Origin of the sequence: Streptomyces finlayi, assembly GCF_014216315.1 — a bacterium.
Classification (GTDB): domain Bacteria; phylum Actinomycetota; class Actinomycetes; order Streptomycetales; family Streptomycetaceae; genus Streptomyces; species Streptomyces finlayi_A.
In genome coordinates, this window is sequence record NZ_CP045702.1 from 4,638,821 (window position 1) to 4,659,664 (window position 20,844).

A 20,844-nucleotide genomic window follows, 5' to 3' on the forward strand; every position below is an offset into this window, starting at 1 on the left:
ACAGGACCTGAGGCCGGACACCGAGGCACATGATGTCGGGGTCCCGGCCGAGCAGGACCAGGAGCGGCCGACCGGTCCTGCAGCTGCACCGGGGCCGCAACCGGCGGCCGTGCTACGCCCCCGGGTGCAGCCTCGCCTCGCCCGTGACACCGACGCCCGTGCGGTCACCGGTCGCCACCCGCACCGGGCCCGCGACGCGGACGTCCACCGGATCGCCGTGGCCGTCCACCGCGACCGTCACCATCGCGTCGTGGCCGTAGAAACGCACGTCCACCACGGTGCCGCGGCTTGGGCCGTCGGAGACCGGGACCAGCCGGAGTTGCTCCGGGCGCAGCAGCACCTTGCCGGCGTCGCCGTTCATGCGGGTGCCCGCCAGGCGTACGTCGCCCAGCGGCGTGGCCGCCGAGCCGTCGGCCGTCGGCGTGCCCGGAAGCAGGACGGCGTCGCCGACGAAGCTCGCCACCCACGGGTCGGCAGGCTCGCGGTAGACCTCCTGCGGAGTGCCGCATTGAGCGACGCGCCCCTCACGCACCACGGCGACGAGGTCGGCGGTGGACAGGGCCTCCTGCTGGTCGTGGGTGACCAGCACCGCCGTCGCCCCGGTGGCCCGCAGTGCGGCGCGCACATCGGTTCTGACCCCGGCACGCAGCGCACTGTCCAGTGCGTTGAACGGCTCGTCGAGCAGCACCAGGGCGGGGCGCGGGGCCAGGGCCCGGGCCAGCGCGACGCGTTGCTGCTGGCCTCCGGAGAGCTCGTGCGGCATCCGTTCGCCGTATCCGGCCAGGCCCACCAGCCCGAGCATCTCCTCGACGCGGGAGCGGCGTTCCGCCCGGCTCTCGCCGGTCAGGCCGAAGGCGACGTTGCGGGCCACGCTCAGATGCGGGAACAGCGCGCCCTCCTGCGGGACGATGCCCACCCGGCGCCGCTCGGGCGGCAGATGCACCCCGGGACCACTGAGCACCGTGCCGCCGACCGTCACCGTCCCGGCGTCCGGCCGCAGGAAGCCGGCGATGATGCGCAGCATCGTGGTCTTGCCGCAGCCGGACGGGCCGAGTACGGCGGTCAGCGTCCCTGCCGGTACCGACAGGTCCAGCCCCTGGAGCACCGGGGCGCCTCCGTAGGACTTGGCCAGGCCGTGGATCCGAAGGTCGGTCATGAGCGGTGTCTCCCGAGGAGGTAGGAGGGGATCGCGGCGAGCAGGATCAGCGTGGCGGCGTACGGGGCGGCAGCCGCGAACGAGCCCGTGCCCGTTTCGGTCCACAGCCGGGTGGCGAGCGTGTCCATGCCGGTGGGGCGCAGCAGCAGAGTCGCGGGGAGCTCCTTCATCACGACCACGAAGGTGAGCGCGGTGCCCGCCGCTACTCCGGGGGCGGCGAGCGGCACGGTCACCTCGCGCAGCACGCGCAGCGGGGAGCGCCCCAGCGACCGTGCCACGTCCTCCAGGACCGGCGGCGCCTGGAGCACCGCCGCCCGGGTCGCGGCGACCGCGAGCGGCAGGAAGAGGACGGCGTAGGCGGCGATCAGCAGCGGGAGCTGCTGGTAGAGCGGGTAGGCGTAGCGGACGGCGAAGAACACCAGCGACAGCGCCACCGTGATGCCGGGCAGGGCGTGCCCGGCGTACGCCGCCTGCTCCAGCAGATGCGCGGCGCGCCCCCGGTGCCGGGCGGACAACACGCCCACCGGCAGGGCCAGGAGCGTCGTCAGTGCCGCCCCCGCCGCGGCGACGCCGAACGTGGTGACCGCGGTGTCGAAGAGGATGGAGCCGTTCCAGGTGGCGGAGTTGCCCACGGCCAGCCAGTAGGCGAGGACGCCGAGCGGGAAGGCGACGGCGACGGCCGTCACCGCTCCGCACCAGGCCAGCGCCGGGAAGCGCAGCCTGCCGAGGGCCACGGGTTGGGCGGGCCGCACCGTTCCCGAGCCGGTACGGACATGGCCTGCCCGGCCGCGGGTACGGACCTCGGCGGCGACCAGCGCCACTGTCAGCACCACCAGCACGACGGAGAGAGCGGCGGCCGGTGTGCGGTCGAAGCTGGCCCGGTACGAGGTGTGGATGGCGCGGGTGAAGGTGTCGAACCGCATCAGGGACACCGCGCCGAAGTCGGACAGGACGTACAGCGTGACCAGGAGCCCGCCGCCGGCCGCGGCCGGCCGCAACTGGGGCAGCGTGACGCGCCGGAACACCGCCGCGGGGCGGTGGCCGAGGGAGCGGGCCGCCTCCTCCTGAGCCGGGTCGATGCCGCGCAGCGCGGCGGCCACCGGGAGGTAGACGTACGGGAAGCTCACCAGCGTCAGTGCCAGCGCCGCCCCGGTGAAGCCGGCCAGCTCCGGTGCGGCCGACAGCCAGGTGAAGGCCGCGACGTAACTGGGCACGGCGAGGGGCAGGGTAGCCAGTACGGACCAGGCGCGGGCGCCCGGCAGGGTGGTGCGTACGGTCAGCCAGGCCAGCGAGATCCCGAGCACCAGGCAGGCGAAGACGACGACGGCGGCCAGCCCGAGGCTGCGCGCGAGCAGGGTGAGGGTGCGCTCGTCGGCGACGATGGCCCAGGCGTGGGCGGGGCCGCGTTCCAGGGCCCGGACGCCGAGGTAGCCCAGTGGCAGCAGTGCGAACACTGCCGCCGCACAGGCGGGGACGAGGAGGACGAGCGGGGGCCGGCGGCCGGCGCGCTGCCGCCCGCCGGCCGCCGCGGTGACGGCGCCGGCCGGGCGGGCGGGGGCCGGCGGACGCGTCTTGGCGCCGGTGGTGCTCATCCGGGTCAGACCAGCCCGACGGCCTGCAGCATGGCAAGCGTCTCCTGCAGGGAGTCGAGCTCGCCCAGGTCGATCTTCGGGGCCTGGAGGGTGTCCATCGCGGGGACGCCCCCACTCGGGCTGACGCCGTTGATCAGCGGGTACTCCTTGGTTTCGTCGGCGAAGTAGTGCTGGGCCTCCTTGGAGAGGAGGAAGTCGACGGCCTCGGTAGCCGGCCCGCTCTGGTCGCTGCTCTTGAGTACGCCCGCTCCGGCCACGTTGACCAGGGCGCCGGCGTCGCCGCCGGGCAGGAAGTGCAGCTTGGCGGTGAGCTTGTCCGCGCCCTTCTCCGCCGCCCGCTCGTACCAGTAGTAGTGGTTGATCAGGCCGAGGGTGACCTCGCCGGACTCCACGGCGTCCAGGACGCGCAGGTTGTTGTCGTACGGCTTGCCGACCTCCTTGAGGCCCTTCAGCCACTCCCGGGTGGCGTCGTCGCCCTCGAGTACGCGCATGCCGGTGACGAAGGCCTGGAACGAGGCGTTGGTCGGGGCGTAGCCGACCTTGCCCTTCCACTCGGACGTGACGACGTCGTGCACGCTGTCCGGCGCCGCGTCCGTCCGGTCCGGGTTGTAGGCGATGACCCGGGAGCGCCCGGAGACGCCGGTCCAGTCGCCCGTGCTGCCGCGGTAGGCCGCGTCCACCTTGTTCAGCGTTCCCTTCGGCAGCTCGGCCAGCAGGCCGTCCTTGGAGAGTGCGCCGAGGGCTCCGGCGTCCTGGGAGAAGAAGAGGTCGGCCTTGGTCTTGTCGCCCTCCTCCAGGATCTGCGCCGCCAGCTCCGCGCTGTCGCCGTAGCGGACGTCGACCTCGGTTCCGATGGCCTTCTCCAGCTTCTCCAGGAGCGGCTTGACCAGCTTCTCGTTCCGGCCGGAGTAGATGACGAGCGCGTCGCCGTCCCCCGCGTCGCTGCCGCAGCCGGTGAGGACGGGGACGAAGAGGGCCGCGGCAGCTATCGCTGCGAGCGGGCGAGTCAGCGGGCTACGCATACGAGGGCCTTCCTGAGGGGTCTTCCGACCTTGCCTATGAATAAGGTAAAGCTAACCTAAAAGCCCGTTCCCCATTCAGGCGCACCCCTTCGCCGTCGAAGAAGGCAGCAACCGTGCAACCTCCCCCGCTCTCGCCCGCATCCACGGGGTTTGTGCCTTTTGTCAGAAACCTGACGGTGCACGGGGACCGGCCGGCGCTGATCACGCCCGACGGCGAGCTGACGTACCGCGAACTGGCCGCGCAGGTCGAGGACACCGCCCGCCGCCTGGGCAGCCGGCCCCGCCTGGTGCTCCTGGCCGGGGCCAACAGCCCACAGGCGCTCGTCCACTACCTGGCCGCCCTGTCTGCGGGCCACCCGCTGCTGCTCGTCCCCGGCAGCAGCGAGGAGGCCGTACGGTCACTGACCGCCGCCTACGACCCCGATGTCGTGGTCCGGCCCGCGGCGGACGGGCGGTGGACCATGGACGAGCGGCGGAAGGTGAGCAATCACACCTTCCATCCGGATCTCGCGCTCCTGCTGAGCACGTCCGGTTCAACCGGTTCTCCCAAACTCGTCCGCCTCTCGCGGGAGAACCTGCAGAGCAACGCGGCAGCCATCGCCTCGTATCTCGGCATCCGGGAGACGGACCGGGCCGCGACCACCCTGCCGATGCACTACTGCTACGGCCTCTCCGTCGTCAACAGTCATCTGATGAGCGGTGCGGGCCTGATCCTCACCGGGCTCTCCGTCGCCGACACGTGCTTCTGGGACCTCTTCCGCACCGCACGCGGCTCGTCCCTCGCCGCGGTCCCCTACACCTTCGAACTGCTCGACCGCGTCGGCTTCGCGGACATGGATCTGCCGCATCTGCGGTACGTGACGCAGGCGGGCGGACGGCTGGCTCCCGAGAAGGTCCGGCGCTACGCGGAACTGGGCCGGCGAGGTGGCTGGGACCTGTTCGTGATGTACGGCCAGACAGAGGCCACCGCGCGGATGGCCTACCTCCCGCCGGACCTGGCCCTCACTCACCCGCAGACCATCGGTGTACCCGTCCCCGGCGGTTCCTTCCGGATAGACCCGGTCGAGGACGAGACCGCCGGGACGCTGCCTCCCGGCACCGGGGAGCTCGTCTATTGCGGTTCCAACGTCATGCTGGGCTACGCCGATTCGCCCGCGGACCTGAGCCTCGGCCGTACCGTGCAGGAGCTGCGCACGGGGGACCTCGCCCGGCGTACGCCCGAAGGACTGTACGAAGTCGTGGGCCGGCGCAGCCGGTTCGCCAAGATCCTCGGGGTGCGGATCGACCCGCAGCGGGTCGAGGAGCTCCTCGCGCGACAAGGGGTCGCGGCGTACTGCGTGGGGGGCGACGACGAACTGCTCGTCGGGACCGTCGCGGCGGCCGGGGAGGCAGCAGAGGACGGGGCGGCCGGGCAGGACGAGGACGTACGAGCCCGCCGGATACGCCGCCTGGTGGCCGAGGAGTGTGCGTTGCCGACGCGGTCGGTGCGGGTGCTGTTCCTGCCGGAGCTGCCGCGGCTGGCCACCGGGAAGCCGGACCACGAGGCGCTGCGGCGCGCCGCGGGCCGGGAGGGCCCGGTCACCGGCACCTCCACCACTCCGGCGCCTGCCGCCGTGGCGTCCGCAGGAGGGCGCAGCGAACCTGCGGACCTGCTCGCGCTGTACGCCGAGATCCTCGACATCCCCCGCGGCGACGTGACCGAGGACAGCAGTTTCGTCTCGCTGGGTGGGGACTCTCTGGGCTACGTGGAGATGTCGATCCGCCTGGAGGAAGCCCTCGGCCAACTGCCCCAGGGCTGGCACGTCCTGCCCGTCGGTGAGCTGACGCGTATGACGGCGGCGTCCAAGCCGCGGCGCGCCCGTGCCCTGCACGCCCTCGAGACCGGTGTGCTGCTGCGTGCGGTCTCGATCATCCTGATCGTGGCGGGGCACATACCGCTGTTCCTGGTGCAGGGCGGGGCGCACACGCTGCTGGGGGTGGCGGGCTTCAACTTCGCCCGCTTCCTGCTCACCGACGCCCCGCGGCGCGTACGCGTCAGGAACATCTGGCGCAGCACCCTGCGGGTCGTGGTCCCGAGCGTCGTGTGGATCACCGCGGCCCTGTTCGTCTTCGGTGAGTACCACGTCCCCCACGCGTTCCTCGTGAGTTCGGTGATGGGGCCGTTCGGGGACCGGACGACCTTCCACTTCTGGTTCCTCGAATCCCTGGTCTACTTCCTTCTGGTGGCGGCCGCGCTGCTGGCCGTCCCGGCGGTCCACCGGGCCGAGCGGCGTTTCCCGTTCGCCCTGCCCATGGCGCTGGCGGGCGTCGGACTGGTCACGCGGTACGAACTGTTCGGCCTGGACATCGCCGCCCATTTCCTCAAGCCGGTGGGAGTCTTCTGGCTCATCGCCCTGGGGTGGGCGGCGGCGAGGGCCACGGACATCCCACGGCGGCTGCTGGTCACGGCCGCCGTCGCGGCGACCGTCCACGACCTCTTCCCGGGCGCGCAGACCCAGCGGGAGATCCTGGTCATCATCGGGCTCGCGCTGCTCGTCTGGGTCCCCAGCATCCCGAGCCTTCCGCTGGTCAACCGGATCGCGGGCGTGCTGGCCGGAGCCTCCCTCTACATCTACCTGACGCACTTCATGATCTACCCGCACTTCGACTCACCGGTCGTGGGCCTGCTGGCCTCCCTGGCCGTCGGCATTGCCTATGGCGCGTCGGTGAACCGCACGGCACGCGCCTTCCGCCGGCGGAGCCGTGCCCGCCGGACGGCTCGCTGCGAGGGCCGGGTTGGTCCTTGAGTGCATGTCCGAACATTGAGGACTCACCACACGAACACGGCAGAGGGCCATGCCCTGCGGGCATGAACTCAGAGAGCCCCGCCCGCAGGGCCGTTGAGACCGCGTGGGCGGGGCGCAGAGGCCCTACAGGGCAGCGCTCAGGGTCTCGCACACCTCGGCGCTCGACGGCCGGTCAGTGGGCGAACGACTGAGCATGTGGGGGATGAGGGAGCCCAGCACTCCGGGCACGTCCACGGGGCGGTGAGGGCCCGCCACGATGGCTCGCCGCTGATCCTCGCGGGACGCGTCGTCCGGATAGTCGACGTGCCGCCACCCGGTCGCGCTGATGAACAGTGAAGCCCCGAGCGCGTAGACGTCCGCCTCACGCGTTGGCGTCGCCGTGCCGGATTCCAGGACGCTCGCCGAGATTTCCGGCGCCTCGTAGTGGACGAGACACCCCCGGTACGGGAAGTCATATCCTCGGGGAACTGCCCCGCCCCGGGCGAGGGCGAGATCAATCAAGAATGATTCGGCCGTCCGTCCGAGGATGAAATGGGCGGGTTGAACATCCCCGTGCACCCACCCCTTTTCATGCAGCGCAGCGAGGGCGACGGCACACGAAAGGGCCTCGCCGACGTCCGGCGCCGTCGACGCATTCTCGAACCGATGCGGTTCCCACAGCTCGTATAGGCTGTCGCCCTTCCGCCATGGCTGAGCGCTCCACGTGCCTCGCTCCCATTCCCCGCTGAGAATCCGCTCACGGCTCAACTGCCGGAGAATGGCGGCTTCTCGGGCAGGCGCAAGAGCCGTCCAGGCGTGAGTCCTACTGGCGTAGCCAACTTTCACGGCGTAGGGGCCAAGCTCTGTTTTCACCTCCCACACAGTGGATCCGCGCCGGTTGAGAACGAGGCTCAAAGGGCCGGGGTTGAGGGAATTCAGTGCACCCTCGGGCGGCTCGTACGGTCCATCGGAATTCATGAGTTCACCTTCCAACGGCGGAGCCGACCCCCGGGTTGGAGATCGGCTCCACGCACTTCACGGGCCGGACACTACCGGCGGTCAGACATTGCGGTAGTCGCGCCCGCAGTCGGAGTCACACTGCGCCGCGTTCTCGCCGTTCACGGTCCACAGGTCGTCCATGACCATGAAGCCGGCGGCCTTGATCGCGTGGGCGGTCGCCTGCACCTCGGCCGGCACTCGACCACCACCGCCGGGGCGCGGGTTGTGTTCCAGGAAGCGGCCCGCGTACTTCTCGCAGAACTCGCGGTAGTCAGCGGTGTGCAGGATGAACGAGTGAAGCGCGCCGTCGACGTCGTCGCTTGGAACCATCTTCACCGTGGCCGTGGCGACCGTGGCGAGGAAAGTGATGGCCTGATCGGTTGCGCGTTCCGCCTTCTCCTTGTCGTACCCGAAGTGCACCATGGTGAATTCCGCGATGCTGTCGAAAAGTTCTGAATCGACCAGCGCGCGGCCGGTCCGAAGGTCGTTACTGATAGCCGTCATGGCTGCTTTCCTCCTGATTGGTTTGGAGAGCTGTACTTGCCGCCCACTCGCGCTGTTGGCGGGTGGGAGTGGTACCCGCTCTCTGCCCGGAGCCGCCGTTGTGAACTCGCACGCAGAAAACGGAACTTGTGGGTCTGATAGCTCAGTCGGCGGTCCTACTCAGGCAGCCCCGCGCAGCGCTTTCGATGGAGCTTTGAGAGTGCGGTGAGTTGGCGCTGCTCGGCTTCCGTTGCGGGACGGACACGGGTCCATGGCGCCTGCCAACGAAATCCGGTCGGTCGGATCATGTGGACGACACCGCCCGGAGCGATGTGGGCAATGACGCCAACCATTTCGTGGGTGGACTCGTAGACCCGCATACCAACCCACAGCCCGGTCTTTCCGTACGGCTTGGGGTGGCGCCTCACAGCAGGAGTCGGTATTCCCGGCTGCGACGATTCGCGTCGGCGACGTCCGGAGGCAGCGCGTCCGACTGCTGTGTCGGAAGCATTGCCGACGGGTCGACTTCCCATTCCTTGCCTCCATTCAGCGGACGGAGTTGGTAGCGCGGCCCCTCGTGGCCCATAACGCGGCCCACACGACCCGTTCTCGCGTCCCGGGCGACTTCCCCCGGCTCCCACACTCGCGGGTGCTCACGCGGACTTTCATGGCCGTTTCATGGGGCAACCGTCTTTCGAGGCCCTCCCGCACCATGAGCAACAACGGCGCCGACGGGCCCATGTAGCCACCTCGGGGCACCCATTCCGGCGCGAGCCGCCAGAACCCACCCGCCTCGATCAGGCCGGCGAGTAAGGCCGCGTCGTCGCGCTCGGGGGTAGCTCTCTCGTCCATCGCTCCGGGCCCCTTGCTGTGGCGTTCGTCCCTTGTGGTGATCTCTGCTCGCTCTAGGCAACCGTCCCGCTACCGGCGGCGGTACCGTTGTGACAGCGGCAGGACTTAAGAGCTTTAAGCGGCTTCACAGCGCGGGGAGTTGAGGACCAGTGGCTACGCCGGAACCGAACGAGGGGCTTGAGCGCCTTTACCGGGAAACCGGCTGGACGCTGCGTCAGTTCGCGCAGGAGATCAACCGGCTAGGGACGGAACGTGGGACCCCCCTCCGATACCGAGAACCATCGGTGCACCAGTGGCTCAAGGGGCACAAGCCGAGAGAGGACGTGCGTCCGCTGATCTTGGAAGCCCTCGCCCGCAGGTTGCGCCGCCCCGTGACGGCCGGCGAGGCAGGGCTCCCCCCGGCGGCCGGAGATCAGCAAGCCGACCACCCCAGTACGGTGGAAGGGCTGTTAGATCTGGGGAGGCAGGACATGGACCCATCCCGTCGGAGCATTCTCGGGGTCGGCCTGTTCTCCGTCGCGCTGACAATTCCCAACTGGCCCGATGTCATCGGCCGAATGCAAGCCGTTCAGAAAGGCCATGTTCAGCGGATAGGGATGACGGACGTTCAAACCGTCGCCGCCATGACCGAGCGAATCTCTGACCTCGACGACCAGTTCGGCGGGCGGACCGCGCGGCCCATGGCTGCGGCATTCCTCGTGAACACAGCGGCCCCGTACCTACGCGCAGAGGCGCCGGCCGACGTGCGTAAGGCCATGATGGGTGCCGTCTCTGACCTCTGCTACCTCACGGGATACATGGCGGTGGACGAGGGGCTGCACGGATTGGCCCAGCGCTATTACCTCAAGGCGCTTGAGCTTGCCGGGGCTTCCGAGGATCACCTGACGTTCTGCACCACGCTGCGGGGCATGAGCGTTCAGGCCGTCGACATGGGGCACGGCGCGGAGGCGATGAGGCTTGCGGATGCCGCTGCTGCTGCCTCACCGAAAGCGGGCCCTCGAATGCGCGCGTTCCTTGCCGGACAGCAAGCCCATGCGGCAGCGCAGACGGGGGCGCGAGTGGCTGCCCGCGCATACCTCCGCGAAGCCGAAGTGGCCATGGAAAAGGCAGAGTCCCAGTCCAAGGCTTTCGGCTCGTACGACCCTTCCTCATTGCTCTACCACACGAGCCAAGTGCGCTTTGTGTTGGGCGATGTCGCCGGATCGATTGCGGCAATGCAGCAGTCGGACAACATCCGCCAGAGCGTCTATCGGCGCGCTCGCGTCCGGCACCGCTGCACCCTCGCTGAGCGTCAGCTCGACCTGGGCCACCTTGAGGCAGCCTGCCAGACTTGGACGCTCGCGCTGGACGACTACCCGAGTCTGCAATCCGGTCGGGCAGATGAGCGGATCAAAACCATGCACAGCCGCATTAGGCCGTACCTCAGGAATCACGCTGCCCGAGACCTTTTCGAGAAGGCGCGGTTGGTTACACCAGCGGAACTGCTTCCTCGATAGCCTGAGGTGGCAGAAGACAAGGAATCAATCTGGGGGATTGTGGATCAGGGCGTGGCCGCAATTCTGGGGGCCGCCGTCGGAGCTGTGGCCACTGGAGGGCGGCGTATATGGCCTCGGCGTCGGCCCACCGGATGCAGCGTCGGCAAGCGCGCCGCGAAGCGTATTCGAACTTTCTCAATGAGCTCCAAAAGTGCGAAACGCTCTGGCGTGCGTGACCGCGGTGATCAGGACCGCGACCGTGACCAACGGTGTCACTCGCTCCGCTCGCGCACATCCACGAGGGTGCCGCCCGCGTGCCCGATCAGGGTCTTCGGGTCGAGGGGGAAGACGGTGTACGGGGTGCCCGCCGCCGCCCACACCACCGCGTGGTCGAGCAGTCCGCGGTCGGCGAGGACCCGGGTCTTCGTACGGTGGCCGAAGGGCGGCACGCCCCCGATCGCGTACCCGGTCGTCTCCCTGACCAGGTCGGCCCCGGGGCGGGTGACCTTCGCCGCGCACAGTTCGCGGCGCACCAGCTCCACGTCCACCCGGGAGGAACCGTCCACGAGGACGAGCACCGGTACGCCGTCGGCCTCGAAGACGAGCGACTTCACGATCGCGCTGAGCTCACAGCCGATCGCGGCGGCGGCTTCCGCCGCTGTGCGGGTGGCCTCGGGGAAGCGGCGGACCTCGACCTCCAGGCCCAGTTCGCGCAGGGCCTCGGCGAAGCGCGGGTGGGCCTCGGACGGGGTGGCCGGAGTGGCCTCGGGTGTACTCATCCCCGCACGCCAGCGGTCGGTGTACGGCACATGCGACATGGTTTCGGAGTGTGGGCCACCGTGACGACGTGCCTTCAGCGCCCGGCGCGCAGGACCGCCGCCACCACCGGGCCCGCCGCGTCGCCGCCGTGGCCGCCCGACTGGACGACCGCGGCTGCGGCCAGGTCGTCGCTGAATCCGGTGAACCAGCTGTTGGACACGCTCTGTCCGTCGACCTCCGCCGAGCCCGTCTTGGCGCCCTTGTCGCCGCCGACCGAGGCCATGGCGGCCTTGCCGGTGCCCCAGGTCGCCGTCGCCCGCATCATCGTGTTGAGCTGCGCGGTGACGTAGCCCGGGAGCGAGCGGGACGCCTTGGCGAGCTGCCGGCCGTCCAGGGACTGCGGCACGATGACCGGCTGGCGGAAGGTGCCGTTGCGGGCGGTGGCGGTGATGGACGCGATGTTGAGGGCGTTCATCTGTACCGTGCCCTGGCCGATGTACTGCGCCGCGGCTTCGCCGCCGACCGCCTCGGGAATGCTGCCGTCGGTCGAGAAGATGCCGGTCTTCCAGTCGAGGCCGATCCCGAAGACGTCCCGTGCCTCCTTGCCGAGCGCCGAGTCGTCGGCCACCTCGTCGATCTTCTTGATGAAGGCCGTGTTGCAGGAGCGCGCGAAGCTCGTCGTGAACGTGTCGGTCGGCGGGAGGAGGAAGTGGTCCAGGTTGTGGAAGGTGTTTCCCTCGTACAGCACGTCCTTGGGGCATTCGACCGGGGCGTTCGCGGAGACGAGACCCTTCTCGATCAGCAGCGCCGCCGTCACGATCTTCAGCGTGGAGCCGGGCGCCTGCTTGCCCTGCATCGCCGCGTTGAAGTCAGTCACCGGGTTGTTGGCGACCGCGCTGATCGCGCCCGTCGAGGGCTGCACCGCCACCACCGACGCCTGGTCGAACTGCATCACCGCCCGCTCGGCCGCCGCCTGGGCCCCGGCCTCGATCGTCGTCCGGAGCTTGCCGGGCTTCCCCTTCGTCAGGTTCAGCAGCGTCGTCTTCGGCGCCGACTCCCCGGCCGGTTCGATCCAGGTCTCGATGCCCGCCGTGCCGCCGCTCTTCGCCCCGTACTTCTCCCGCAGCGTGGCCAGCACCGGCGCCAGCGACGGGTACGTCTCCTTGTCGAGGACCTTGTCGTTGCGGTCGACGGCCTCGATCTCCGGCGTCGACGCCTGGCCCGTCCGCAGCGTCGCCCCGTCGGTCAGCTGCGGGTGGATCACCGTGGGCTCCCAGTCGACGAGTGCCTTGCCGCTGGTCAGACCCCGCACCACGGTCAGTTCGGAGGCGTACGACAGGGTCTTCGACGTGCCCTCGTACGACACCGTCGCCTTCACCGTGTACGGCACCTTCGAGCCCACCGCGGCACCCGGAGTGATCACGGCCTTGGTGACATGGGCGTCCTCGGTGTAGCCGGTGAGCAGCTGTGCGGCGCCTGCCTCGTTGTTGGTGAGCAGGGACGCGGCCGTCGCGTCACCGGCTGCCCACGCCTTCAGGAAATCCTTCGAGGTCCCGGCTATCTCCGCCTCGCTGAGCGGCCCGGTCTTCACCTCCGAAGAGGTGCCCGTGGCTCTCAGCCCGTCGTCCTCGCTGCCGCCCCCGACCACGGTGTACGCGCCGTATAAGGCGCCGCCGGCCATCACTGCGAACACGCCGCCTATGACGGCGACCTTTCCCCCACTGCGCATCGTGCGGTCCCCTCCCCAGGAGTCCCCCTTGAACGTTTTCAAGGGGGATTTTCCGGCACTCTACGGGAGAGCGGAGACAGGCGGGGCGGCTGTTATGGGACCGGGATCAGACCCACGTATCGAGCCACATCCGGTCCCGCCAGGACGTGTCCGGGAGGGACGTGCCCGTGTACAGCGGCCAGAAGTACACGAAGTTCCACACGATGAGCAGCACCAGAATCCCCGCGGCCACCGCCCCCAGCGTCCGGCGGCGCTCTCCGGACGGATCGCCGGCCGGCAGGCCAGGGTCCTCCGGGTCCTTCCCGGTCCGGGCCTCCGCGGCGGGCCCGATCAGCGCGCCGGTCATCATCGCGACCGCCAGGCACAGGAACGGCACGAAGACGACCGCGTAGAACAGGAAGATCGTCCGCTCCTGGTAGAAGAACCACGGCACCCAGCCCGCCGCCACCCCGCACGCGATCGCGCCGGCCCGCCAGTCACGCCGGAAGAACCACCGCCACAGCACGTACAGCAGGGCGAAGCACGAGGCCCACCACAGCATCGGAGTGCCGATCGCCAGCACCTCGCGCGCGCACTTGCCGGTCGCCGACGCCGCGCAGCCCGCCTGCTCCTCGTAGAAGTAGGAGACAGGGCGGCCGAGCACGATCCAGCTCCACGGATTGGACTCGTACGTGTGCCCCGACGTCAGCCCGACATGGAATTCGTACACCTGGTACTCGTAGTGCCACAGGCTGCGCAGCCAGTCCGGCAGCCAGGTGAACGAGCCGCCCTTGCCCTCCGTCGCCGCCCAGTTCCGGTAGTACCCCTTGTCCGTGACGATCCAGCCCGTCCACGTCACGAGATACGTGCCGATCGCGACCGGCACCGTGGAGAGGAACGCGGGCAGCAGATCCCGGCGCAGTACGGCGACGTACGGCTGCACCGCACCCGCCGTGCGCCGCGCGCCCACGTCCCACAGCACCGCCATCACACCGAACGCGGCCAGGATGTACAGACCGTTCCACTTGGTCCCGAAGGCGAGCCCCAGCATCAGGCCCGCCGCGAGCCGCCACGGCCGCCACCCCAGTCGCAGCGTCTTTGCGATCCGGGCGTCGGGGCGCGTGACCCCCTCCGCGTCGACCGGCAGCGCGTCCGCCAGTCTGCGGCGCGCCCGGTCCCGGTCGGCCACCAGGCATCCGAAGGCCGCGAGCACGAAGAACATCAGCACCAGGTCCAGCAGCGCGGTGCGGCTCATCACGAAGTGCAGTCCGTCCACGGCGAGCAGCAGCCCCGCCAGACAGCCCAGGAACGTGGAGCGGAACAGTCTGCGGCCGATGCGGCACAGCATCAGCACGGAGAGCGTGCCCAGCACCGCCACCATGAAGCGCCAGCCGAACGGCGTGAAGCCGAAGAGCTGCTCACCGGCGCCGATGATCCACTTGCCGACCGGCGGATGGACGACATAGCCGGGATCCACCGGGATCGGCACCTTCGAAGGATCAGCGAGAATCGACTTGTCGATGTCCTTGGGCCAGGCGCCCTCGTAGCCCTGGTTGACGAGCGCCCAGGCGTCCTTCGCGTAGTACGTCTCGTCGAATATCACCGCGTCCGGCTTGCCGAGGTTCCAGAACCGCAGCAGCCCGGCGACCAGCGCCACCAGCAGCGGTCCGCCCCAGGCGGACCAGCGGACCAGACGGCCCGCCAGGGCCGGAGGCGCCCCGAGCACCGCCCAGAACCGGCGTCCGGGACGTGTGTACGGCGGTACCAGCCGTTCACGAAGCCCTGTCTCCTGCCGGGGCACGTGGCCGAAGCGGCGCAGCCGCTGCTGCCAGGCAGGCGGCTGCGCACCGTAGGGTTCCCCGGCGTCCTGGCCCTGCCGCGCTTCGGGTGCAGTACTCGTCACCGCGCCATCGTAGGGAACGCATCTGTGCGAAGGGTGCCGCCCGTGCTGGGAGGATGGCTCCTGTGACTGGATCGACTGGAACGCTGGTACTCGCAGGAACCCCCATCGGCGACATGGCGGACGCTCCGCCACGACTCGCCGCCGAGTTGTCGACGGCCGACATCGTCGCCGCCGAGGACACCCGGCGGCTGCGCCGTCTCACCCAGGCGCTGGGGATCCGGACCACGGGGCGTGTCGTCTCCTACTTCGAGGGCAACGAGACGGCCCGTACGCCGGAACTCGTCGAGGCACTGGCCGCAGGCGCCCGCGTCCTGCTCGTCACCGACGCCGGAATGCCGTCCGTCTCCGACCCGGGCTACCGGCTCGTCGCCGCGGCCGTGGAGAAGGACATCAAGGTCACCGCCGTTCCGGGACCCTCGGCCGTGCTGACCGCGCTCGCGCTGTCCGGTCTGCCCGTGGACCGTTTCTGCTTCGAGGGCTTCCTGCCGCGCAAGGCGGGTGAACGCCTCGGCAAGCTCCGTGAGGTCGCCGGCGAGCGCCGCACGATGGTCTTCTTCGAGGCCCCGCACCGGCTCGACGACACCCTCGCGGCGATGGCCGAGGTGTTCGGAGCGGACCGCAGGGCGGCCGTGTGCCGCGAGCTGACCAAGACGTACGAGGAAGTGAAGCGCGGCCCGTTGGGGGAGCTCGCCGTCTGGGCGGCCGAGGGCGTACGCGGCGAGATCACCGTCGTCGTCGAGGGCGCCACGGCCTCCGGCGACGAGGGCCTGGACGCCGAGGAGCTGGTGCGCAGGGTGCAGGTGCGCGAGGAGGCGGGGGAGCGCCGCAAGGAGGCCATCGCCGCCGTCGCCGCCGACGCGGGCCTTCCCAAGCGCGAGGTGTTCGATGCGGTGGTAGCGGCAAAGAACGCGGCTCGAACTGCCCCCGCCGAGGGCAAGCATTAATCTGAGAGGTAAAGCCCGAGTCGCGTACCGGGCCCCTTGGCCACGAGGAGGCCAAGACCGCTCAAATACTCGGCTCGACCTGGTGCGCTCACGCCGGGAAAGGCGTCCACTGGATGGTGGGACGCATTCCCCGGAGTGCTTGTCCGCCGGACAAGAGGAGCAGGCATGAGCGAGATCGCAGCAACCACCGTGCATGAGGCGTACGCGTTCGCCTGCATGAGGTGTGGTTACGGCTGGGAACAGGCGTACGAGATCGAGCACCACGTCGACGGTTCCGGCCACGAGTTCGTCGTCTACAAGGCGGACGGGCAGCGCGTGCCCTCCCCGCTGTCCACTCCGACCTGCGCGAACTGCGGTGCGCACGTCGTCAGGATCATGCGGGCCGGCCGGGTGTCGACGGTCCAGCATCTGCTCGAGAACGAGTCTCCCGAGAGGACCGCGTCGGCCCCCGCACCGGTCGCGGCGTCGGTCGCGTCTGGGTCCGCGTCGGGGACCACGCCAGGGTCCATGCCAGGGTCCACGCCGGGACCGTCGACGGGTTCCTCGACCGAGCCGGAGCACCACTGGCGCTTCTCCCACCTGCTGCACCCCTTCCACCGCAGGTGAGCCGCTGCCCGTGATCCTCGTACGATCGTGGGCATGAGCCGTACGGAAGCCCCGCCACTGCCCGAGCCCCTGCGGGTGCCGGTCGCCGATTCGCACACCCACCTCGACATGCAGGACGGAACCGTCGAGGAGGCCCTGGCCAGGGCCGCCGCCGTCAATGTGACGACCGTGGTCCAGGTCGGCTGCGACGTGGCGGGCTCGCGCTGGGCCGCCGAGACCGCGGCGGCCCACGCCGCCGTGCACGCGTCCGTCGCCCTTCACCCCAACGAGGCGCCCCGCATCGTGCACGGCGACCCGCAGGGCACCGCGCGCCAGGGCGTCAGGGAGCCGGGCGGGAAGGCGGCGCTCGACGAAGCGCTCGCCGAGATCGACGCGCTGGCCGCCCTCGACCACGTACGCGGCGTCGGCGAGACGGGCCTCGACCACTTCCGTACGGGCCCCGAGGGCATGGCCGCCCAGGAGGAGTCCTTCCGCGCCCACATCGAGATCGCCAAACGCCACGGCAAGGCCCTCGTCATCCACGACCGCGAGGCGCACGCGGACGTCCTGCGCGTCCTCGCCGACGCCGGCGCCCCCGAGCGGACCGTCTTCCACTGCTACTCCGGCGACGCCGACATGGCCCGGATCTGCGCGGACGCCGGCTACTTCATGTCCTTCGCGGGCAACGTCACCTTCAAGAACGCCCAGCCGCTGCGCGACGCCCTGGCCGTCGCGCCGACGGAGCTGGTCCTGGTCGAGACGGACGCCCCCTTCCTGACCCCCGCCCCGTACCGCGGACGACCCAACGCGCCCTATCTCATCCCGGTCACGCTGCGCGCGATGGCCGAGGTGAAGGGCGTCGGCGAGGACGTCCTGGCAGCGGCGATCGCGGACAACACGGCACGCGCATTCGACTACTGAGCGGTTCCTGAGCGATTATCCGAGTCTCTGTCGAGGGCGAGGGGACACGCTGGACGGCCGGAAGGCTTTGGAGAGTCACCCGACCTCCGCTATCGTCCCCGCGCATTCGGATCGCAAGGCCGATCTTCTGGAGCGTCGTGAGCAATTCGCAGGGCAGTCACCGTGCAGGGCGCGGCGGTCGTCGGTCGTCGGCCGCACCGGTCGCCGCCGCACCCCCCGTCTCCCTCCACGAAGAGCCGACGCTCGTGGACGCGTCGTGGGCCGGCACGGCCGTCCATGACCCGACCATGGTCGACACCCCCCTGGTGCCCCGTCAGACGGCAGGCACCGAAGGCGCCACCGGTCGCGCGGCCACCGTCGGCGGCGGTGGCGGACGTGCCACCGGCACCGGGCGTGCGACCGGCACCGGTCGTGGCTCCAGGCGCCGCAAGAGCACCCGGAGCACCGCGGGCGCCGAGGGCCTGCGAAGATTCGTTCCGCAGGCCCTGGTCGTCGCGTTCCTGGCCGGCGGCACCTCGGCGTTCGTCGTCCACGACAAGGCCATCCGGCTGAGCGTCGACGGGAAGCCCCGCACCCTGCACACCTTCGCCGACGACGTCGGTGAACTCCTCAAGGACGAGGGCGTCGCCATCGGCGAACACGACCTCGTGGCCCCGGCCCCCGGAGCCGAACTGGACAGTGGCGACGAGGTCGTCGTCCGCTACGGGCGCCCCGTCACGCTCACCCTCGACGGCCACCGCCGCCAGGTGTGGACCACCGCCGAGACCGTCGACGAGGCCCTGCGCCAGTTCGGGGTACGCGCCGAGGGGGCGTACCTCTCGGCCTCCCGCTCCTCCAGGATCGGCCGCAGCGGCCTGACCCTCGACATCCGCACCGAACGCACCGTGACGTTCATGGCCGACGGCCGAGAACGCACTCTGCGTACCAACGCCTCCACCGTCCGCGAGGCCGTCGCCCAGGCCGGTATCACGCTGCGGAACCAGGACACCACCTCCGTGTCCCCCGACAGCTTCCCGCGCGACGGCCAGACGATCTCCGTCATGCGGGTCACCGACTCCCGCGAAGTGCGCGAGGAGACCATCCCGTACAAGGTCGAGCGCAGCGACGACGCCACCCTGGCCGCCGGCACGGAGGTCGTCGAACGCAACGGGCGCAACGGCGTCCGCCGTGTCACCTACGCCCTGCGCACCGTCAACGGCGTCAAGCACAAACCGCGCAGGACCGGCGAGGAGACCCTGCGCGAACCGGTCAGCCGGATCGTGCGCGTCGGGACCAAGAAGCTCCCGGACTCGGTGGCGGGCGCCGACGGCCTGAACTGGAGCGGGCTCGCCGCCTGCGAGTCCGGCGGCCGCGCGGACGCCGTCGACCCCAGCGGTACGTACGGCGGGCTCTACCAGTTCGACACCCAGACCTGGCAGTCCCTCGGCGGCACCGGAAGACCCCAGGACGCCCCCGCCTCCGAGCAGACGTACCGGGCGAAGAAGCTCTACGCGCAGCGGGGGGCGAGTCCGTGGCCGCACTGCGGCAGTAGGCTCAGTGGGTGAGCAGCACTGAGCCCGACGCCCTCCTGGGCCCCGCAGACATCCGCGACCTGGCAGCGAAACTGGGCGTACGCCCCACCAAGCAGCGCGGTCAGAACTTCGTCATCGACGCCAACACCGTCCGCCGGATCGTGCGCACCGCCGAGGTGCGCCCCGACGACGTCGTGGTCGAGGTGGGGCCCGGACTGGGTTCGCTGACCCTGGCGCTGCTGGAGGCCGCGGACAGGGTCGTCGCCGTCGAGATCGACGACGTGCTCGCGGGGGCGCTGCCGGCCACGGTCGTGGCCCGGATGCCGGAGCGCGCCGACCGGTTCGCGCTCGTCCACTCCGACGCCATGCTGGTCCGCGAGCTGCCGGGCCCGCCGCCCACCGCGCTGGTGGCCAACCTGCCGTACAACGTGGCCGTGCCGGTCCTGCTCACCATGCTGGAGCGCTTCCCGAGCATCGAGCGGACCCTGGTGATGGTGCAGGCCGAGGTCGCCGACCGGCTGGCAGCCAAGCCGGGCAACAAGGTCTACGGTGTGCCGTCGGTCAAGGCCAACTGGTACGCCGACGTCAAGCGCGCCGGGTCCATCGGCCGCAAGGTCTTCTGGCCCGCGCCGAACGTCGACTCGGGGCTGGTGTCGCTGGTGCGGCGCGCGGAGCCGGTCAGGACCAGCGCGAGCCGTACCGAGGTCTTCGCGGTCGTCGACGCCGCGTTCGCGCAGCGCCGCAAGACGCTGCGCGCCGCCCTGGCGGGCTGGGCGGGTTCCGCGCCCGCCGCCGAGGCCGCGCTCGTGGCGGCCGGTGTCTCGCCGCAGGCCCGCGGCGAGGCACTGACGGTCGAGGAGTTCGCCGCGATCGCCGAGAACAAGCCGCAGAGCACGCCGGAGCCGTCCGCATGACCCGCAGTGTCACCGTCCGCGTCCCCGCCAAGGTCAACGCGCAGCTCGCCGTGGGCGCCCCGCGCCCCGACGGCTTCCACGGCCTGGCCAACGTCTTCCTCGCCGTCGGCCTGTACGACGAGGTCACCGTCACCCCCGCCGACGGGCTGACGGTCACCTGCTCCGGCCCGGACGCCGCGCAGGTCCCGCTGGACACCACGAACCTCGCCGCCCGTGCCGCGATGGCGCTGGCCGGGCGCTACGGCCTCGCCCCCGACGTGCACCTCCACATCGCCAAGGACATCCCCGTGGCCGGCGGCATGGCGGGCGGCAGCGCCGACGGCGCCGCCGCCCTGCTGGCCTGCGACGCGCTCTGGTCCACGGGCGCCTCCCGCGAGGAACTGCTCGCGCTCTGCGCCGAGCTGGGCAGCGACGTCCCGTTCAGCCTGGTCGGCGGGGCCGCACTCGGTGTCGGACGCGGCGAGCGGCTGACCCCGATCGAGGTCGGGGGCAGCTTCCACTGGGTCTTCGCCGTCGCGGACGGCGGGCTGTCCACCCCGGCGGTCTACGGCGAATTCGACCGGCTCACCACGGGTACGGACGTCCCGGAGCCCACCGCGTCCGCCCCGCTCCTGGCCGCCCTGCGCGCCGGGGACACCACCGCGCTCGCGGACGCCCTGAGCAACGACCTCCAGGCCGCCGCACTCTCCCTGCGCCCCTCACTGGCCGACACCCTCGCCGCGGGCACCGCCGCCGGCGCGCTGGCCGCCCTGGTCTCGGGTTCAGGCCCCACCACCGCGTTCCTGGTGGCGGACGAGGAGTCGGCGCGGAAGGTGGCCGAGGCACTGATCACCTCGGGAACGTGCAGGACCGCGCGGGCAGCGGTGTCCCCGGCACCGGGGGCGACGATTCAGCGGCCGTAGTGGTAACGGCACGAGACGATACGTACCTCGTGCCACACGTAGTCCGTCCAGGCGGATTCGTGCCGGACGGGCTTCAATCGACGAGCTCCTGGACTGTGCCGCCACCGTTCTCAAGATCGTCGATCGCCGCCAGGACGCGACGCGCGTTCTCGGGGCTGCGGTACAGGCAGGCCGTCTCCTTCATGGACTCGTACACATCGAGCGCCACGATCACCACGGGCTCGTGGCCGGCGCGCGTCACTATGGCTTCTTCGCGGTCATCGACAACAGCGCTCAGGGTCTCTGCGTACTTGGCACGCGATTCGGTGTAGGCCATGGTCCACAAGGCAGCCTCCCGATCCAGGACGTACGGA

Annotated in this window: 17 protein-coding genes; 8 read left to right on the top strand and 9 right to left on the bottom strand. The window is 70.5% G+C overall.

All coding sequences use genetic code 11. The features are described 5' to 3' along the window. Positions 1–112 precede the first annotated feature (112 nt). The 3 genes from F0344_RS21495 to F0344_RS21505 are packed head-to-tail and all read right to left on the bottom strand — an operon-like array spanning position 113 to position 3,770. On the bottom strand, positions 113–1,156 hold the full coding sequence (locus F0344_RS21495; protein WP_185300353.1) for an ABC transporter ATP-binding protein: 1,044 nt from the start codon (positions 1,154–1,156) through the stop codon (positions 113–115). Continuing rightward, positions 1,153–2,748 carry an ABC transporter permease gene (locus F0344_RS21500; RefSeq protein ID WP_185300354.1) on the bottom strand — a complete coding sequence of 532 codons (1,596 nt, stop codon included), beginning with the start codon at positions 2,746–2,748 and terminating at the stop codon, positions 1,153–1,155. Before F0344_RS21500 ends, F0344_RS21495 begins: the two co-directional genes overlap by 4 nt. 5 nt (positions 2,749–2,753) lie before the next feature. Beyond that, a complete protein-coding gene (locus tag F0344_RS21505; RefSeq protein WP_185300355.1) occupies positions 2,754–3,770 on the bottom strand; it encodes an iron ABC transporter substrate-binding protein in 1,017 nt (338 codons plus the stop codon). Between the two features lie 152 nt (positions 3,771–3,922). Here F0344_RS21505 and F0344_RS21510 point away from each other — a divergent pair, with 152 nt between their 5' ends. After that, positions 3,923–6,556, top strand: a complete 2,634-nt coding sequence (locus tag F0344_RS21510) for an AMP-binding protein (RefSeq protein ID WP_258050038.1) — start codon at positions 3,923–3,925, stop codon at positions 6,554–6,556. Positions 6,557–6,679: 123 nt separating this feature from the next. Here the strand turns inward: F0344_RS21510 and F0344_RS36865 are convergent, their stop codons facing one another. Then, entirely contained in the window at positions 6,680–7,513 is an 834-nt protein-coding gene (locus tag F0344_RS36865; RefSeq protein ID WP_185300357.1) for a protein kinase domain-containing protein, read from the bottom strand. A gap of 81 nt (positions 7,514–7,594) precedes the next feature. Further along, entirely contained in the window at positions 7,595–8,038 is a 444-nt protein-coding gene (locus F0344_RS21520; protein ID WP_185300358.1) for a glycine-rich domain-containing protein, read from the bottom strand. A gap of 980 nt (positions 8,039–9,018) precedes the next feature. Between F0344_RS21520 and F0344_RS21525 the strand changes: the two genes are divergently transcribed. Then, positions 9,019–10,365, top strand: a complete 1,347-nt coding sequence (locus F0344_RS21525) for a tetratricopeptide repeat protein (protein ID WP_185300359.1) — start codon at positions 9,019–9,021, stop codon at positions 10,363–10,365. Between the two features lie 251 nt (positions 10,366–10,616). Here F0344_RS21525 and F0344_RS21530 read toward each other — a convergent pair whose 3' ends face one another. The 3 genes from F0344_RS21530 to F0344_RS21540 form a co-directional block, all read right to left on the bottom strand. Beyond that, positions 10,617–11,123 carry a YbaK/EbsC family protein gene (locus F0344_RS21530; protein ID WP_185302815.1) on the bottom strand — a complete coding sequence of 169 codons (507 nt, stop codon included), beginning with the start codon at positions 11,121–11,123 and terminating at the stop codon, positions 10,617–10,619. A gap of 74 nt (positions 11,124–11,197) precedes the next feature. Then, a complete protein-coding gene (locus tag F0344_RS21535; protein ID WP_185300360.1) occupies positions 11,198–12,832 on the bottom strand; it encodes a penicillin-binding transpeptidase domain-containing protein in 1,635 nt (544 codons plus the stop codon). A 106-nt stretch (positions 12,833–12,938) separates the two neighbouring features. Further along, positions 12,939–14,714, bottom strand: coding sequence for a dolichyl-phosphate-mannose--protein mannosyltransferase (locus tag F0344_RS21540; protein WP_185300361.1), 1,776 nt, complete (start codon positions 14,712–14,714; stop codon positions 12,939–12,941). Between the two features lie 53 nt (positions 14,715–14,767). Here F0344_RS21540 and rsmI point away from each other — a divergent pair, with 53 nt between their 5' ends. The 6 genes from rsmI to F0344_RS21570 all read left to right on the top strand — a co-directional run bounded on the left by rsmI (position 14,768) and on the right by F0344_RS21570 (position 20,491). Next, positions 14,768–15,658 (top strand): 16S rRNA (cytidine(1402)-2'-O)-methyltransferase, encoded by an 891-nt coding sequence (rsmI, locus tag F0344_RS21545; RefSeq protein WP_185300362.1) that lies wholly within the window; start codon positions 14,768–14,770, stop codon positions 15,656–15,658. A gap of 165 nt (positions 15,659–15,823) precedes the next feature. Beyond that, positions 15,824–16,264, top strand: coding sequence for a hypothetical protein (locus F0344_RS21550; protein ID WP_185300363.1), 441 nt, complete (start codon positions 15,824–15,826; stop codon positions 16,262–16,264). A 33-nt stretch (positions 16,265–16,297) separates the two neighbouring features. After that, positions 16,298–17,164, top strand: coding sequence for a TatD family hydrolase (locus F0344_RS21555; protein ID WP_185300364.1), 867 nt, complete (start codon positions 16,298–16,300; stop codon positions 17,162–17,164). 137 nt (positions 17,165–17,301) lie between these two features. Further along, the gene (locus F0344_RS21560; RefSeq protein ID WP_374940109.1) at positions 17,302–18,708 is read left to right on the top strand and encodes a ubiquitin-like domain-containing protein; all 1,407 of its coding nucleotides are present in this window, start codon (positions 17,302–17,304) and stop codon (positions 18,706–18,708) included. Then, on the top strand, positions 18,705–19,589 hold the full coding sequence (gene rsmA / locus F0344_RS21565) for a 16S rRNA (adenine(1518)-N(6)/adenine(1519)-N(6))-dimethyltransferase RsmA (protein ID WP_185300365.1): 885 nt from the start codon (positions 18,705–18,707) through the stop codon (positions 19,587–19,589). Before F0344_RS21560 ends, rsmA begins: the two co-directional genes overlap by 4 nt. Beyond that, positions 19,586–20,491: a 4-(cytidine 5'-diphospho)-2-C-methyl-D-erythritol kinase gene (locus F0344_RS21570; RefSeq protein ID WP_185300366.1), complete on the top strand. Its 906-nt coding sequence runs from the start codon at positions 19,586–19,588 to the stop codon at positions 20,489–20,491. The genes rsmA and F0344_RS21570 overlap by 4 nt, the downstream gene beginning before the upstream one ends. 73 nt (positions 20,492–20,564) lie before the next feature. Here the strand turns inward: F0344_RS21570 and F0344_RS21575 are convergent, their stop codons facing one another. Beyond that, entirely contained in the window at positions 20,565–20,816 is a 252-nt protein-coding gene (locus F0344_RS21575) for a type II toxin-antitoxin system Phd/YefM family antitoxin (RefSeq protein WP_185302817.1), read from the bottom strand. Positions 20,817–20,844: the final 28 nt, after the last annotated feature.